The organism is Agrobacterium sp. BT-220-3, assembly GCF_025910175.1.
Taxonomy (GTDB): domain Bacteria; phylum Pseudomonadota; class Alphaproteobacteria; order Rhizobiales; family Rhizobiaceae; genus Agrobacterium; species Agrobacterium oryzihabitans.
This window is the reverse complement of record NZ_JAPAIX010000003.1, coordinates 272,805-288,373: the sequence shown is the minus strand read 5'-3', so window position 1 is coordinate 288,373 and position 15,569 is coordinate 272,805. Positions and strand designations below refer to the sequence as shown.

The following is a 15,569-nucleotide window of genomic DNA, read 5'->3' as shown; positions in this document are numbered from 1 at the left end:
GCCTTGAAAGTTTCCTAACTCCAGCTAAGTGTAGTGAGGCCAGCAATCAAATCGATGTGACTTATGCAAAGTATCGATCATTTCAATCTTCGTTCCTTCGACCTCAATCTTCTCATCGCTTTCGATGCGATGATGGAGGAGATGAGCGTCACGCGGGCTGCACGCCGGCTCAAAATCCAGCAGCCGGCCATGAGTCACAATATTTCGACATTGCGGACCCTGTTTCAGGATGAGCTTTTCATTCGAGTGGGGCAGGAGATGAAACCGACGGCACGGGCCATCAATCTGGCCGGTCCCGTGAGGCTGGCATTGCGGCAGGCGCAGGCAGCGGTTTTGACGGCGGATGTGTTCGATCCGGCGACGGAGCGCCGCACATTCCGGCTCGGAATGTCGAGCGAGGTGGAGCTGTTGCTGCTGCCGGATCTGACCGCGAGGCTGCGCGAGATTGCGCCCGGTATCCGCATCTTGGCGCGCAGCGGGCAGGAGCAGGAAATTACGGCGATGCTGGATACCGGCGTGATAGACATGGCTGTGGGGTGCACCTATTCGAAAGAGCAGCGCCACCATTGCGAGCCGCTTTATTCCTCCAGTGTGCTCTGCTGCTTCAATCCGGCTTTGCTTGATCTGCCAAATCCCGTCGGACTGGATGCCTATATGGAAGCCAAACATGCGGTCATATCGCAGACGGACAGCCTGCATGGCTGCATCAAGGATGCGTTGGAACTGACCGGCGTCGAGATCGACGTCGTCGCGGCTGCGCCGGATTTTCTCTCGGTTCTGGCAACGGCGCGATCCTCGGCGGTGCTGGCGACCGTGTCCTCACGCATCGCGCTGCGTTATGCGCCGATGCTCGGACTTGAGATAAGCCCGGTGCCGGTGACGTTGAAGTTCCCGCCCGTCGCCATGGTCTGGACATTGCAGACCGATGCGGATGCCGGAGCCGTGTGGCTTCGCCAGCAAATCCGCGACGCTATGGGCCGGACCGTTGATTGTGGCCTATCCGGGATCGCGGCCTAGAAGCGTTTCTCCAGCCATGTGATCGACTGGCCCGTGGAAAGCGGCGCAAGCGAGCCAATCTTCGTGAAACCGCAGCGTTCATAGAGCCGCAGGGCATCCGGGTTCATCGTGTCGATATAAGCGCCCATGCAGCCGCGTTTCTTGGCTTCCTCCTCCGCCATTGCCAGCAGCTTCGGGCCGGTGCCCTGGCCGCGCATGGTTTCCGGCACGAAAAGTAGCTGCACGTAAAGCCATCCACGAGCCGTATAGCCTACGAGGCCGCCGGTCACGGCGTTCTCGTCATTACGGATGGTGATGGTGAGGTCGCGTTTGCCGCTTTGGCCGAAACGGGCGAGATTATAGGCCACCAGCGGATCGCGGATGGCCTTTTCAGCCTCTGCATCCGCGATATCGCTCAGAACGAAATTCATGATCATCTTTCCCGGGCCGCCAACGGCGGCCGTTTCTCGTTTTCCAATCCGAGACGTGAAAGCGCGTTAAGCCCTCACCGGAAAATTCCTACCGGCCTTCACGCCACCACAGCGCGGAGAAGGCAAGCAGCAGGGCGGCCAGCCCGGCAAAACCGGCAAACAGCGGCAGGGTGTTGACACCTTTCAGCACCGTCTCGTCGGTCATGCGTATCAGCATGCGATCCTCATCGGCAACCCTGATATCGCCTCTGACAGGCAGGATATCGGGCAGCGCCACGCGGCCGGAATTATCGGCGACACGGTGGACGCTGCCACGGGTGGCGTCGGAAAGCGGCTTCAGCGTTTCGGTCGTCGAAATCATCGCCTTGAATTCCGGCGCATCCACCGCGCCAACATGGACGAGGGTGGTGAAATCGCCGTTCCTGATTTCGAAGAGGCCGGTTTCATCCATGCGGCGCTCGATCTTGTAAAGACCCGGCTCCGTGGTGGTGAAAGCCATGTTTTCGGTCTTGCCGGAAGGGAAACGCACGGTTGCCTGACCGGGATCGTCGCCGATGGTCTGGCGGGTGATCTGCAATGTGCGGCCGTTCGCCCGCGCCGTCAGCGCCTCTTCCTCAAGCTCGGGTTCCTTCATCAGCCAGTGGGCGATGCGGCGGTAAAGCGCCACATGCGGGCCACCGCCCTCGAATCCGCGTGCCCACAGCCAGCCCTGATCGGACAGCAGCATGGCGACGCGGCCTTCGCCCTGACGGTTCAGCACGAGCAGAGGGTCCTGCCCGTCGCCCAGCATCACGGTCTGGCCCTGCGGCGGGTCGACGCTGATTGTGCGGAACCAGCGGCCCCATTGTGGTGGCTCGACGCCCGATCCATCCAGCCCGCGGGTCACGGGATGTTTCTTGCCGGCTTCCGAAAGGCGGGGGTAAAAGGCGGCCTGATGCACCTGACCCGTCGGCTGCGCCGGCAGCACGGAGGCAAGCGGCGTCATGGCGATCGAATCCTGACCGGCATGTTCCGGCCCGGCGGCGATCAAAAGCGCGCCGCCCTTTTCGACATATTGAGCGATGTAATCGTAATAGAGGATCGGCAGTACGCCGCGATGCTGGTAGCGGTCGAAGATGATGAGGTCGAAATCCTCGATCTTTTCGACGAACAATTCACGGGTTGGGAAGGCTATCAGCGAGAGTTCGTTGATCGGCGTGCCATCCTGTTTTTCCGGCGGCCGCAGAATGGTGAAATGCACCAGATCGACCGAGGCGTCGGATTTCAGGAGGTTGCGCCAGGCGCGCTCGCCCGCATGCGGTTCTCCGGACACCAGAAGCACGCGCAGGTTCTGGCGGATGCCTTCGATCAAGTGAACCGCGCGGTTGTTGGCGGCCGTCACTTCACCGGGAAGCTCGGCGACGGAAAATTCCATGACATTGTTGCCGCCACGCGGAACCTTGAAGTTGAAGGGGGTCGGCTGGCCAGGTGTGGCTTGAAGCGTGGCGATTTCCTGCCCGTTCATCTTCACTGTCACTTCCGCCGAACCGCCACCGGCGGGGCGGCCATCATCGAAGACGCGCAGTGTCAGCTGCTGTTCCTCATTGACGATGCCGAAGCGCGGGGCGCGGACGATTTCGATGCGGCGGTCAAATTCATTGGCCTTGCCGGTGATCAGCCCATGAACGGGGGCGCGGAAACCGAGCGCCTGTTCGGCATTGGGCAGCGCATTTGGAATATCGTGGATTTGTCCGTCGCTGAGAAAGATCGCGCCGCCGACACGCGACGGCGATACATCCGAGACGGCCGAGGAAAGTGCGGAGAACAGTTGCGTCGAGGGTGAATCGCTCTCGCCATTGTCGCGCACTTCCACGATGCGCGGCTCGATGCGCGGGAAGCGGGACAGCCGGTCTTTCAGCGTCTCCAGCGCCGTATCGGTCATTTGCGGCCGGTCCTGCACGTCCTGGCTCTGCGAACGGTCGACGATGACGGGCACGATGGTGGAGAGCGGCTCGCGCTCCTCCTGCGTCAGAAGCGGATTGGCGATGGCCGCAAGCAAAGCGGCAAGCGCCAGTCCGCGCAGCCATGCGCCGCGCACGCCGCGCCAGAGGCCGATGAAGGAGAGGAGAAGGGCGGCGACGGCCAGAACGGCAATCACGATCCACGGCAGGAATGGGGAGAAGGTTAATGTCATGTCACTGCCCCAGCCGTTCGAGAAGTGCGGGGACGTGAACCTGATCGGCCTTGTAGTTGCCGGTCAGCATATACATCATGATGTTGACGCCGGAGCGGAAGGCATGCTCGCGCTGCATCTCGTCCGGCGGCACCGTTGGCAGAACCGGCGCGCCCTGCGGGTCAACGGCCCATGCGCCGGCGAAATCATTGCCCGTTATCATGATCGGCGTCACGCCATCGCCGGAGGAGGAGAGGCCGGATGTGGTCTTGGCCGCCCCCTGGCGCGATTCCACCCAGAGCGGCGAGCCGTTGTAACGGCCGGGAAAATTGGTGAGCAGGTAGAAGGAGCGTGTCAGAACGTGGTCTTCCGGCACGGGCTCCAGCGGTGGTATATCGATATTGGCGAGGATCGCCTGCAGGCGTTCGCCGTTAGGGCTGGTCGCACCGGTATCGAGCGAAGAGAACTGGTCGCGCGTATCGAACAGCACGGTGCCGCCGGCGCGCATATAGGCGTCGATGCGCGAGATGGCGGCGCTCGACGGCATCGGCGCGGAAGCCGATACCGGCCAGTAGATGATGGGATAGAAGGACAATTCATCCTTGGAAATATCGAGGCCGACCGGCTGGCCGGGCTCCAGCGTCGTGCGCCAGGTCAGGAATTCGCTGAGGCCCTGCAGACCCTGCTCTGAAATGCGGTCGACATCGTCTTCGCCGGTGCGGACATAGGCGAGATGGGTCGTGTCCAGCCGCTCGAAAATCTGCTCGTCGCCGGGTTTCGGATCGTCGGCGCGCGCATCCGTTGGGGACATCGCGGCAAAGGCGCCAAGCGCCAACAGCACGGTGGCAGCGGTGGCGCTGCGGGCTTTCGGCAGGCGGGCGAAGGCGCCGTTCATGAAGAGCACGATGAGGCTGTCTGCGATCAGCATCAGGAAGGCGGCGATGAAGAGCGCGGGGCGCAGCGATTTCGCCGTTTCGCCGATCAGGGCTTCGCTGGTGGTGCTGACACCGGCGACCGATGTGTCGAGCGGGCGAAGCGTGGCGCCAGCCGGCAAAAGATTGAGAGCCACGAAGCCATCCTCAGTGCCGTAAAGGCCGGGGGGATTGTCGAAACCGGTGTGGGGCGGCTGGCCGGCGCGCATTTCCAGCGGGCGGGCAGAACCGATTTCGGCCGACAGGGCGCCTTCAGCCGTCAGCAGCCGGAAGGGCGGCAGGGCGGCGGCCGGAGCATTGGCGTTGGCGGAAGCGCCGCCCGCCTTCGACAATTGCACGATACGGCGCAGCATATCGACAAAATGGCCTGATATCGGCAGATCGGACCAGCTTGCCTCGGCGCTGACATGGAAGAGCACGATGCGGCCGGCCTCGACATTGCGGGTGGTGACGAGCGGTGTGCCGTCGGCAAGGCTTGCCCAGGTGCGTTCAGCGAGGTCCGGTGTCGGCTCGGCGAGAACCTGCCGTTTTACGAGTACGCCATCGGCTTTCGGCATGCCTGCGAAAGCGCCGAAATTCGGGAAATCGGCAAGCGGCTGCGGTTCGGCCCATGAGAGCGCGCCGCCAAGCGCGCGTTCGCCCTGCCTGAGCGTCACCGGCACCAGCGGATCGTCTGCGGGGGCTGCGGCAAGGCGCGGTCCGGCAAAACGGATCAGCGTGCCGCCACCGGCGAGCCAACGCTGCATCGGCTCATAGGTTTCCTGCGGCAGACGGCCGATATCGGCCATGACGATGACCGACGGGTTGGATTGCAGGATTTCCGGGATCGCCTGCGCCAGATCGGCCTGCCGCTGCGGGATGAGATCGGCAAACGGCTGAAGCGCGCGGCTGATATAATAAAGCGGCTGCAGCAGCGGCTGGAAATCATTGCCGGTTTCACCGGCGAGCAGGGCCACGCGGCGGCGGCGGAAACCGTCATCCAGAAGATGCACCGCACCCGCCGTCGACACTCCGTCGAGGGAGAGGCGGGCGAAATCATTGCGCAGTTCGAAAGGTGCTTCCACCGTCGCCGTGGTTTCGGCCGCGCCGGGCGCGAAGTTCGCGATGCCGTTGGCGAGGATGCGGCCCTGGCTGTCCTGCGCATTGACGGTCAGCCGGGCGGCTTCCGTTGTGTCGAGCCGCGAGAGTGTGACGCTCATCGCATCGGCATTGTTGGTGGCGCCGGTAATGGCGGCGATGGATTTTCCGTCGCCCTTGACGATGCGGAATTCGGCAGGGGAGAGGCTGGCGAGCGTTCTCATCGCGTTTTCATCCTGCGCGGTGGCAACGCCGTCGGCAATATAGGCGAGCGTGCCGGGGGCCGCGCCGTTCAGCGCTTCGGTGATCGCTTCGGCCGTGCGCACGCGGTCGGGCACAAGCGGCTTCGGCTTGGCGGCGGCAAGCTTGTCCAGCGCCACTGCGGTCGTTGCCGGCACGGCGTCATGTTCGACATCGGCGGTGAAGCTGATGGAGACGGGACGGTCGGCCCTTTCCGCATCGCCGATCAGGGCCTGCGCCGTCGCCACGCGTCGCTCCCAATCGGTTGCGGAGGCCCAGCTATTATCGACCACGAGCACCAGCGGGCCGGTGCCGGCAATGCTGTTGTTGCGCGGGTTCACCACGGGGTCAGCAAGCGCAAAAATGACGGCAGCGGCCAGCGCCATGCGCAGCAATGTCAGCCACCACGGGCTTTTGGAGGGCGTTTCCTCGCGCTTCAGCACAGTTGCCAGAATTTTCAGCGGCGGAAACACTTCCGCCTTGGGGCGCGGCGGGGTGAGCCGCAGCAGCCACCAGATGGCAGGCAGCGCCAGAAGGCCGAAGAGAATATAGGGGCTGGTGAAAACGAAGGGCAATGCGCTCATCGACGGCCACCGCCTTGCGCGGGCGCGCCGGACAAATACATGTGAACGGCGACGAGCGCCTCGGAGGCGAGATGATCGGTGCGGTGGAACACGAAGTTCCAGCCGAGACGGCGCAGGGACGAAGACAGCGCCTCGCGCCGGGCGAGATAGGCGCGGGTGTAATCCTCGCGAATGGTTTCGGCACGGCCGGACACCAGTTTTTCACCGGTTTCCGGATCGGTGAATTCGGTGCGGCCGGAATAGGGGAAGGTTTCCTCGGCCGGGTCGGCGATTTCCACCACATGGCCGCGTAAGCCCCGCCGCGCGAGCGGCGAAATCCGCTCCATCACATTTTTCGCATCATCGAGAAAATCACCGATGAGGACGATATCGCTTGCACCACGGATCATGCCTGTTTCCGGCATGCCTGTCGTGAGCGGCGCGTGCATGATGGCGGCAGCCAGCCGTTCGGCGGCGTTTCTGGCCGAGACCGGCTCCATGACGCCCGGACAACCGATGCGCTCGCCAGAGCGCGCCAGGATTTCGGCCAGCGCCAGCATCAGCACCAATGCGCGGCTTTCCTTTGAGACCGAGCCAAGCGTGGATTTGAACATCATCGACGGCGACATGTCGGCCCAGAGCCAGATGGTGTGGGCGGCTTCCCATTCGCGGTCACGCACATAGGTATGGTCATCGCGGGCCGAGCGCCGCCAGTCGATGCGCGAGAGGCTCTCGCCTTCGGCATAGGGGCGGAACTGCCAGAAATTCTCGCCGATGCCGCGCTTGCGGCGGCCGTGCCAGCCGGCGGTAACGGTATTGGCGATGCGCTTTGCCTCGACCATGCAGTCCGGCACCAGGGCGGCACGCTGGCGCGCGCGCGCCAGAACTTCGCTACCGGGCGTCTTGTCTACGATCTGGCCGATGGATGCCACATGCACTCCTTTCGCGACGCTCTTCTGGTTTTACGCATGTCCTTGTCCCAAAACTGCTCACATTTTTGGAAGACATGCTCCGGGCCGTCTTTTTAGTTCTTCGCCTGCTCCACGAGGGCTGCGATGACATCGCGCACCGACATGCCTTCGGCGCGGGCCACGAATGTCAGCGCCATGCGGTGTTCCAGCACGGGCTCCGCCAGCGCGTAGACATCGTCGAGCGACGGCGCGAGCCTGCCTTCGTAAAGCGCACGGGCGCGTGCCGTCAGCATCAGTGACTGGCCGGCGCGGGGACCCGGTCCCCAGACAACGTGTTTGTCGGTCAATTTGTTGCCATGGCCGGGGCGGGCGGAGCGCACGAGTGACAGAATGGCGTCCACAACCTTGTCGCTGACCGGCATCTGGCGGATGAGCGCCTGGATTTCCATCATGCGCTCCGCGTCGATCACCTTGCGTGCCTCACCGGATGCGATGCCGGTGGTGTCGAGCAGGATCTGGCGTTCGGCGGCAAGCTCGGGATAGTCGACATCCACCTGCAGCAGGAAGCGGTCGAGCTGGGCTTCGGGCAGCGGATAGGTGCCTTCCTGCTCCAGCGGGTTCTGGGTAGCAAGGACGTGGAAGGGTTTCGGCAGCTCATAATGCTGGCCCGCCATGGTGATGTGGTATTCCTGCATGGCCTGCAAGAGCGCGGACTGCGTGCGCGGGCTGGCGCGGTTGATTTCGTCGGCCATCAGCAATTGCGCGAAAACCGGACCCTTGATGAAGCGGAACGAGCGACGCCCGTTTTCATCCTGATCCATGACTTCGGAGCCGAGAATATCGGACGGCATAAGGTCCGGCGTGAACTGGATACGGTTGGCATCGAGGCCGAGAACCGTTCCAAGCGTGGTGACCAGCTTGGTCTTGGCAAGGCCGGGAACGCCGACGAGCAGCGCATGGCCGCCCGACAGGATGGCGAGAAGCGTGTTCTGCACCACTTTTTCCTGGCCGAAGATGACCTTGGACACCTCCGCGCGGATGGCTGCAATATCCGAAAGCGCCTTTTCGGCCGAGGCGACGATGGCTTTTTCGTCGAGGGTTTCGCCGGTATTCATCACGCCCATGTCGCTCTCCTCATACCTTCGCCGCTCTCTGATCCCCACCCGGGTGCTGCTGGTTATCAGCCGGGACGGATTTTGCGCTGCATATAGCTTATTGCTCTCTTGGCCGCTGACAAGCGCCATTCGAATGACTATGTCGTGACTTAGTATTTCCTTATCGGCAAAGCGAGACTCGAATATGGCAGCGGAGACGATAAATTCGGCAGGCGATGCGGCGGGGCTGGCGGCGATGATTTCCCGCGCTGCCGAACAGACCGGCGACGCCAAGCGCGGACCGGCTCCGGTGGATCGCTGGAATCCGCCCTTTTGCGGCGATCTCGACATGGAAATCCGCGCCGACGGCACCTGGTTTTACCTCGGTACGCCCATCGGTCGGGCACCGCTGGTGCGGCTGTTTTCGACGGTTCTGCGCAAGGACGAAGACGGCAGGACCTATCTCGTAACTCCTGTGGAAAAAGTCGGCATCCGGGTGGTCGATGCACCTTTCGTGGCCGTCGAGATGAAGGTAACTGCGGCAGAAAAGGATGGCGAGCCGCTGCTCACCTTCCGCACCAATGTCGGCGATATCGTGGAGGCGGGGCCCGAGCACCCGCTGCGGTTCGAAATTTTCGGTGAGAACCGCGAATTGAAACCCTATCTTCTGGTGCGCGGCAGGCTGGAAGCGCTGGTCTCGCGGGCGGTGATGTATGATCTCGCAGCACTCGGCGAAGTGACCGAAGTGGACGGCGTCGATATGTTCGCCGTGCGCTCTGGCGGGATTGTCTTTCCCGTGATGCCCGCCAATGAACTGGAACGTCTTTCGCAATGACCATGACGACAACAGATTTCAAGGCTTTCACCGCTGCCGATTTCCGCCGCCGGGTACTGCAGGATGGCGAGGGCGTGGCAGAGCGGGAGAATGGCGACCATGTGCTCAATCCGGGCGTGGTTCTCTCGGGAAACGGCATAAGGCTGAAGGATGCCGCCGTACTGGTGCCTGTCATCGACGACGGTAACGAAGCGCGGGTGATCTTCACCCAGCGCACCGCAACCCTGCGCAAGCATTCCGGCCAGATTTCCTTTCCGGGCGGTGGCATCGATGCCGAAGACCGCACACCGGAAGAAGCGGCGCTGCGCGAGACTGAAGAGGAGATCGGCCTTTCCCGGTCATTCGTCGAAACGGTCGGGCGTCTGCCGGACTATATTTCCGGGACGGGCTTTCGCATCAAGCCGGTACTGTCGGTCGTTCGTCCCGGTTTCGATCTGACGCTCAATCCAACGGAAGTGGATGAGGTTTTCGAGGTGCCGCTGTCTTTCCTGATGGACCCGGCCAATCACGGGCGCGGCAGCCGTATCTTTCAGGGGAAGGAGCGGTTTTTCTACGAAATGCCCTATGGCGAGCGCTACATTTGGGGCATTACGGCGGGCATCGTCAGGACGATTTACGAGAGGTTTTATTCATGAGCAGCCTTGCCGGGCGGGACTGGTTCGAAAAACCGGCGCTGAAGCGCATATTCGCGCTTCTCAATGCCGATGGCGGCGAGGTGCGGATCGTCGGCGGTGCCGTGCGCAATGCGCTGATGGAACAGCCGGTCGTCGATGTCGACATGGCGACGACGCTCACACCCGATGTGGTGGTGGAGCGGGCGAAGGCGGCGGGTATCAAGTCTGTGCCAACAGGCATCGAACACGGCACGGTGACGCTGGTGATCGATGGCGAAGGTTTCGAGGTGACGACGCTGCGCCGAGATGTCGAAACCAATGGCCGCCACGCACAGGTGGCTTTCGGCACTGACTGGCAGACCGACGCCGAGCGGCGTGACCTCACCATCAACGCGCTTTACGCCGACGAGAAGGGCGAAATCATCGACCTCATCGATGGCCTGCCAGACATTGAAACCGGCACGGTACGCTTCATCGGCGATGCAGCGATGCGGATTTCGGAAGATTATCTGCGGATCCTTCGGTTTTTCCGGTTTTTTGCCCATTATGGTTCAGGCCGCCCTGATGCCGACGGCTTGCGCGCCAGTGCACGGGCGAAGGACAAACTTGCGACGCTTTCGGCCGAGCGGGTCTGGAGCGAACTGAAAAAGCTGCTTGCCGCCCGCGACCCCTCCCGCGCGCTTCTATGGATGCGGCAATCGGGCGTTCTGACGGAAATTCTTCCCGAAACGGAAAAATGGGGCATCGATGCCATTCACGGGCTGGTGGCGACGGAACAGGCTCTCGGCTGGGTGGTGGACCCGATGTTGCGGCTTGCAGCCATCGTGCCGCCGGACAGGGACAGGCTCGCGGCCCTTGCCGTGCGGCTGCGGCTGTCCAAGGCCGAAGCTGCATATCTGGCGCAATGGGCTTCCGCCCCCGTGATCGATCCCGAAATGAAGGAGACGGCGCTCGACCGGCTGCTTTACCGGCAGGGCGTTGAAGGTGTGAAGACGCGGCTTAGACTGGCACTTGCTTCGGCCCGCGCCGACATTTCCGCTGGTGACGCGGCGATGCAGAAGGTGGCGCGGCTTTCGACGCTGCTGACGAGAGCGGAAAAATTCCACAAGCCCGGTTTTCCGCTGAGCGGCGCGGATGTAATGGCCGCCGGTGTCGAGGCGGGTCCCAAAGTGGGCGAGGTGCTGAAAAGCCTAGAGGAAAAGTGGATCGACGTCAATTTCTCACTGGACCGGGCAGCGCTGACCGCCCGGCTGAAGGATATGCTGGAGAATTGAGATCGCAGCGATGAAGTCATTGCGGCTCAGGCCGCATTTGCCTCGTCGCGGATGCGGGATTTGATGTTTTCGATCATGTTCTCGCGGATGATGGTTTCGCCGTGGGCCGATCGCATATGCTCCACCGTGCGCCGCACGACTTCCGCGTCGTCGTCCGCGCGGGTGTGCCAGGCGCAGCCGGGCACAAGCGTTCCACATTCAAACAGTCTCATGGTCTTGCCTCCCTGTTTTAGACAGAGGGACAGCGTGCAAATGCCTGCTGTCCCTCTGACAAGAAACGAACGTTCGCCGCTTATGTTCCAGAGCGGCGTCCGCCGACCCTATTACGGGCCCTATTCGGGCATAGCCCAGCACTGGAAAACAGAGGATGTGCCGGCTGCCGGGATTTTTGTACGAGGCATTTCGTCATTGTCGGCGCGCTTCACCGTTTTTCCGGCAAGCGTGCGTTTTACCTGTTCGACATAAAAGGAATGTGGCAGTTCGCGATCACCCGTGGCACGCATTTCCGCGGCCAGGCGGTCGATCAGATCAGGGGTATCGATGGAATGCGGAGCCTCCTCGGCGGAAGCAGATATAGGCATGCTGTTCGAAGTAATCATGACGATAGCTCCTCCAGTACGTCTGCGGGAGGAGACTACCATTGCCTTGATTTTTCCATAAGTCCTAATTTGCGCTATTTGCGACGAAATGGCTGACGAGCGTCAAATTTGCGTGAGGTTTTTTAAGGCCAGCGCACCACGGGCGGCAGGGAGGACAGGATCGATTCGACGTTGCCGCCGGTCTTGAGGCCGAAGATCGTGCCGCGATCGTAAAGCAGGTTGAATTCCACGTAACGGCCGCGGCGGATGAGCTGCTCGTCGCGATCCTCTTCCGTCCAGGGCTGGTTGAAATTGGACCGCACGATTTTCGGGTAGACCAGATTGAAGGCGCGGCCGACATCCTGCACGAAGGCGAAATTGGCGTCCCAGCCGCCTTTCTCTTCCTCCGGGTGCAGCCAGTCGAAAAAGATGCCGCCGGTGCCGCGCGGTTCGTTGCGGTGCTTCAGGAAGAAATAATCGTCGCACCACGCCTTGTAGCGCGGATAATCGGCGACCGGATGGCGGTTGCAGGTGATCTGGAAGGCGCGGTGGAAAAGCTGGGTGTCCGGGTCCTGTTCGTCACGTCTGCGCCCCAGCACCGGCGTCAGATCCGCGCCGCCGCCGAACCAGTGGCTGGTGGTGACGACCATACGGGTGTTCATGTGCACCGCCGGCACATTGGGATTGACGGGGTGGGCGATCAGCGAAATGCCCGAGGCCCAGAAACGCGGGTCTTCTTCCGCTCCCGGTATCTGCTTGCGGAATTCCGGCGAGAATTCGCCATAGACGGTGGAAGTGTGCACGCCGACCTTTTCGAAGACACGGCCTTCCATCATCGACATCTTGCCGCCGCCGCCCTCGCCATTGTCGCGCAGCCAGTCCTTCTGCACGAATCGTCCGGGCTCCTGGTCGGACAGAGGGCCGGTCAGATCGTTTTCGAGGGTTTCAAAGGAGGTGACGATGGTGTCGCGCAGATGCTGGAACCAGGCTTGGGCAACGGCCTTCTTGTCTTCGATGTCCTCGGGCAAGCCCTTCGGCAAGATTGGCCGTTCCATGCATAGTCTCCTTGGGTGAAGTCGATTCCCTGTCGCGTCTAGCAGGTGCCGGCTTCATGCACAAATTCGACTCGCCAAGTTCACATGCGGACACTATCTTTATCGATGTAGGTGCCAGAGGTGAATATCATGACGAAATTTGCCGGACCGCCGCCCCTTGATGGGCTGAAGCGCAGGATCGCCAATCACCGCAAGGCGCGTGAAGGCTCAGGCGGCGACCAGACGCGCAATGGCATGTTCGTGCGACAGACCTTCTGTCTTGGCCGTGAAGAGGCCCGCGCCAAGGCGCGCGAATGGTTCGACAGCTTCCCGAAAGCCGCCTACTGGACGGAAGTGGAAAGCTGGCGGCAGCTGGAAGGCGACCGCATCGAATTCACCATGCGGCGGCTTCCTTCCGCCGATTGAGTTTTAGAGCGTCTTCGCTGTTCTTCGAATGGCGAAAACGCTCCAACTCTTTGTTTGTCGTATTTCCGGACGGAAAACGGACCACTTTCCCTGGAAATGCTCTAGGCGCGCGGTTCTGCGTAACGCAGGCGGCTTTCGATCAGCACGCCGCTTTCATCCAGAATGGGGTGGGCCACCGAGACGATATGGGCGTTGATGCGCTTCAGATCCCTGAGCATGTCGAGATGCAGCGAACTGGTCTGCATGCTTTCCGTCAGGCCGTCGCGCAGCCGCTCCAGGTGGCGGTTGGAGGACTGTTTTTCGAGGCGGCGTATATCCACCTTGCTTTCCATCAGCCGGCGGGCAAGATCGAAATCGCCGGTCACCAGAATGCTCTGGGCGGCCCGCAGGTTTTCGATTGTCATGTCGAACAGCGTCTTCAGCTCCTCATAACCGTCGTCGGAAAATTTGAAGCTGTTCAGCACCTTCTTGCGGATCTGCTCGCAAATGCCTTTTTCGATGATGTCGCCGATGTGCTCGAGATTGATCGCGTAATCGATGATGGCGATCGAACGGCGCGCTTCTTCGTCGGTTAGCCCCTTTCGCCCCAGTTGCGAAAGATAGACCTTCACCTCCTGCTGGCGGCGATCGACCTTCTTTTCGAGCAGGGAAACTTCCTGAAGGGGCGCCAGATCATTGTGCTTGAAGGCGTTTTCGGCGCGGATCAGCATGCGTTCGATGCTGTCGCCGACGCTCAAGACCTCACGGGTGGCATTGGCAAGCGCTACGACCGGCATATCAAGCGCCTGCTGGTCGAGGAAATTCGGGCCGTCTTCGGTTTTCGGATCGCCCGGTACCAGTTTGGCCATCAGATCGGATATGAGGCCGGAGAAGGGCCAGGCCAGCGCCGCCAGAATGACGTTGAAGATGAGATGCGCATCAACAGGCAATTTGGCCGGCGAAAGCGGCAATTGCTGCAGCATCGCCGCGCCGTAGGAGGCGAGGGGCATGGCGATAAGGCAACCGATGGTGCGCACGACAAGGTTGCCGATGGTGATGCGCCGCGCCGAGGCGGGGCCGGAGAGCGTGGCGATGACGGGCGGAATGGCGCCGCCGAGATTGGCGCCGAGAATGAGAACGATGATGAGGCCGGCGGAAAGCGTGCCGGTTGCGGCCAGCGACAGGATAAGCACCACGACGGCGAGGCTGGAGGAAGACACGAAGGCCAGCACGGCGGAGAAGATCAACGCGACGGGCCACGCGCCATCCAGCAGGCCGATGAAGACGCCGAGAGCGGGCGAGGCGCGCATCGGTTCGGTCGCGCCGCTCAAGAGATGCAGCGACAGAAGCATCAGGCCGATGCCGATGACCGCGGTTCCGCCGCCCTGTCTCGCATTGGAGCTGCCTTTTTTGAGCACGATGCCCGACAGGATGAGAAGCGGCGACAGCCATTCCACACCGGCGGCGACAATCCAGGCCGTGACGGCGGTGCCGACATTGGCGCCAAGCAGCACGACCTGCGCCATGCGCGGCCTGATGAGATCGCGTTCGGCGAAAGAGGCGACGGTGAGTGCCGTCGCCGTCGAGCTTTGCAGGGCGACGGTGGCGAAGAAGCCGGAAAAGAAGGAACGCGGCCCGTTCTGGGTGCCGGTCGCCAGTACACTTCGCAGTTTCATGCCGAAGGCGCGGGTCACCCCGTCCTTGACCTGGGCAAGACCAAAGAGCAGCAGCGCGACTGCGCCGAGAAGGTTGACGATGACAATGGTGGATTGCATGCGACGTCTCCTCACACCCGCCGGCGGATGGTTCCGGCGAGGGCGATTTTTGTTGTCCGGCTAATAAGTATAGGAGCCTGAACGCCTTCGGTACAGGCCGGGTTGCGACAGTTTTGAAGCAAAAACGGTCAATTTTTGTATTTGCACGAAAAAATGGCGTTAAAAAAGGCGCTCACGACCATATGGTCTGGCGCAGGGCCTCGCCGGTGATCATTGCCGCCGACATGGCGACGTTGATGGAACGCTGCCCTGTCATCATCGGGATGATGATTCGCTCCTGCGCCTTCTCATGCACGTGGTCGGGCACACCCGCACTTTCACGGCCGAAAAGCAGGACATCATCGCCGCGATAGGCGATCTGCGTATAGGGCAGGGCGGCCTTGGTGGAGGCGAGAACGAGGCGGCGGCCGGTGGTTGCGCGCCACTTCTCGAAACGGTCCCAGCTAACGTGGCGCGTCAGCGCCGCCGCCGCAATGTAGTCCATGCCCGCCCGTTTCAGGTTGCGGTCGGAAATATCGAAGCCGGCCGGTTCGATGATATCGACGCCGAGACCGAGACAGGCCGCCAGCCGCAGGATAGTGCCGGTATTACCGGGAATATCGGGCTGATAAAGGGCGATCCTGATGTTGGGCCTGGTCTCTTGCATGGTTTTCTCGTC

Annotated in this window: 15 protein-coding genes; 5 read left to right on the top strand and 10 right to left on the bottom strand. The window is 61.9% G+C overall.

What is annotated here, in order from left to right; all coding sequences use genetic code 11:
• The first annotated feature begins 63 nt into the window (after positions 1-63).
• Positions 64-1,017 (top strand): LysR family transcriptional regulator, encoded by a 954-nt coding sequence (locus OK142_RS11735; RefSeq protein WP_498682888.1) that lies wholly within the window; start codon positions 64-66, stop codon positions 1,015-1,017.
• Here the strand turns inward: OK142_RS11735 and OK142_RS11730 are convergent.
• The 5 genes from OK142_RS11730 to OK142_RS11710 form a co-directional block, all read right to left on the bottom strand.
• Positions 1,014-1,427 carry a GNAT family N-acetyltransferase gene (locus OK142_RS11730; RefSeq protein ID WP_498682886.1) on the bottom strand — a complete coding sequence of 138 codons (414 nt, stop codon included), beginning with the start codon at positions 1,425-1,427 and terminating at the stop codon, positions 1,014-1,016. The two genes, OK142_RS11735 and OK142_RS11730, sit on opposite strands and share 4 nt — an antisense overlap.
• An 88-nt stretch (positions 1,428-1,515) precedes the next feature.
• Complete coding sequence (locus tag OK142_RS11725) at positions 1,516-3,600, bottom strand: hypothetical protein (RefSeq protein ID WP_498682884.1); 2,085 nt, start codon at positions 3,598-3,600, stop codon at positions 1,516-1,518.
• Between the two features lies 1 nt (position 3,601).
• Complete coding sequence (locus OK142_RS11720; RefSeq protein WP_498682882.1) at positions 3,602-6,412, bottom strand: DUF4159 domain-containing protein; 2,811 nt, start codon at positions 6,410-6,412, stop codon at positions 3,602-3,604.
• Positions 6,409-7,323: a DUF58 domain-containing protein gene (locus OK142_RS11715; protein ID WP_498682880.1), complete on the bottom strand. Its 915-nt coding sequence runs from the start codon at positions 7,321-7,323 to the stop codon at positions 6,409-6,411. The genes OK142_RS11720 and OK142_RS11715 overlap by 4 nt, the downstream gene beginning before the upstream one ends.
• Positions 7,324-7,415: 92 nt before the next feature.
• Positions 7,416-8,426 carry an AAA family ATPase gene (locus OK142_RS11710; RefSeq protein WP_498682878.1) on the bottom strand — a complete coding sequence of 337 codons (1,011 nt, stop codon included), beginning with the start codon at positions 8,424-8,426 and terminating at the stop codon, positions 7,416-7,418.
• A 175-nt stretch (positions 8,427-8,601) separates the two neighbouring features.
• Between OK142_RS11710 and OK142_RS11705 the strand changes: the two genes are divergently transcribed.
• From OK142_RS11705 to OK142_RS11695, 3 genes are read left to right on the top strand one after another with little or no spacing between them, the layout of a single operon-like run.
• Entirely contained in the window at positions 8,602-9,231 is a 630-nt protein-coding gene (locus OK142_RS11705; RefSeq protein WP_498682876.1) for a DUF1285 domain-containing protein, read from the top strand.
• Positions 9,228-9,866 carry an NUDIX hydrolase gene (locus OK142_RS11700; protein WP_216330071.1) on the top strand — a complete coding sequence of 213 codons (639 nt, stop codon included), beginning with the start codon at positions 9,228-9,230 and terminating at the stop codon, positions 9,864-9,866. Before OK142_RS11705 ends, OK142_RS11700 begins: the two co-directional genes overlap by 4 nt.
• On the top strand, positions 9,863-11,119 hold the full coding sequence (locus OK142_RS11695) for a CCA tRNA nucleotidyltransferase (RefSeq protein WP_498682874.1): 1,257 nt from the start codon (positions 9,863-9,865) through the stop codon (positions 11,117-11,119). Before OK142_RS11700 ends, OK142_RS11695 begins: the two co-directional genes overlap by 4 nt.
• Before the next feature lie 26 nt (positions 11,120-11,145).
• On the opposite strand, the gene OK142_RS11690 is transcribed toward OK142_RS11695, so the two are convergent.
• The 3 genes from OK142_RS11690 to hemF all read right to left on the bottom strand — a co-directional run bounded on the left by OK142_RS11690 (position 11,146) and on the right by hemF (position 12,752).
• Positions 11,146-11,331 carry a DUF1059 domain-containing protein gene (locus OK142_RS11690; RefSeq protein ID WP_003513537.1) on the bottom strand — a complete coding sequence of 62 codons (186 nt, stop codon included), beginning with the start codon at positions 11,329-11,331 and terminating at the stop codon, positions 11,146-11,148.
• Between the two features lie 120 nt (positions 11,332-11,451).
• Positions 11,452-11,718 (bottom strand): hypothetical protein, encoded by a 267-nt coding sequence (locus tag OK142_RS11685; protein ID WP_082182725.1) that lies wholly within the window; start codon positions 11,716-11,718, stop codon positions 11,452-11,454.
• A 122-nt stretch (positions 11,719-11,840) separates the two neighbouring features.
• Positions 11,841-12,752, bottom strand: a complete 912-nt coding sequence (gene hemF, locus OK142_RS11680; RefSeq protein WP_498682871.1) for an oxygen-dependent coproporphyrinogen oxidase — start codon at positions 12,750-12,752, stop codon at positions 11,841-11,843.
• 129 nt (positions 12,753-12,881) lie between these two features.
• On the opposite strand from hemF, the gene OK142_RS11675 reads away from it, so the two are divergent.
• On the top strand, positions 12,882-13,157 hold the full coding sequence (locus OK142_RS11675; protein WP_035242123.1) for a hypothetical protein: 276 nt from the start codon (positions 12,882-12,884) through the stop codon (positions 13,155-13,157).
• A 101-nt stretch (positions 13,158-13,258) separates the two neighbouring features.
• Here the strand turns inward: OK142_RS11675 and OK142_RS11670 are convergent, their stop codons facing one another.
• Both OK142_RS11670 and OK142_RS11665 read right to left on the bottom strand, forming a co-directional pair.
• Positions 13,259-14,911: a Na/Pi cotransporter family protein gene (locus OK142_RS11670; protein WP_498682868.1), complete on the bottom strand. Its 1,653-nt coding sequence runs from the start codon at positions 14,909-14,911 to the stop codon at positions 13,259-13,261.
• Positions 14,912-15,083: 172 nt separating this feature from the next.
• Complete coding sequence (locus OK142_RS11665) at positions 15,084-15,557, bottom strand: tRNA (cytidine(34)-2'-O)-methyltransferase (RefSeq protein ID WP_498682867.1); 474 nt, start codon at positions 15,555-15,557, stop codon at positions 15,084-15,086.
• Positions 15,558-15,569 lie beyond the last annotated feature (12 nt).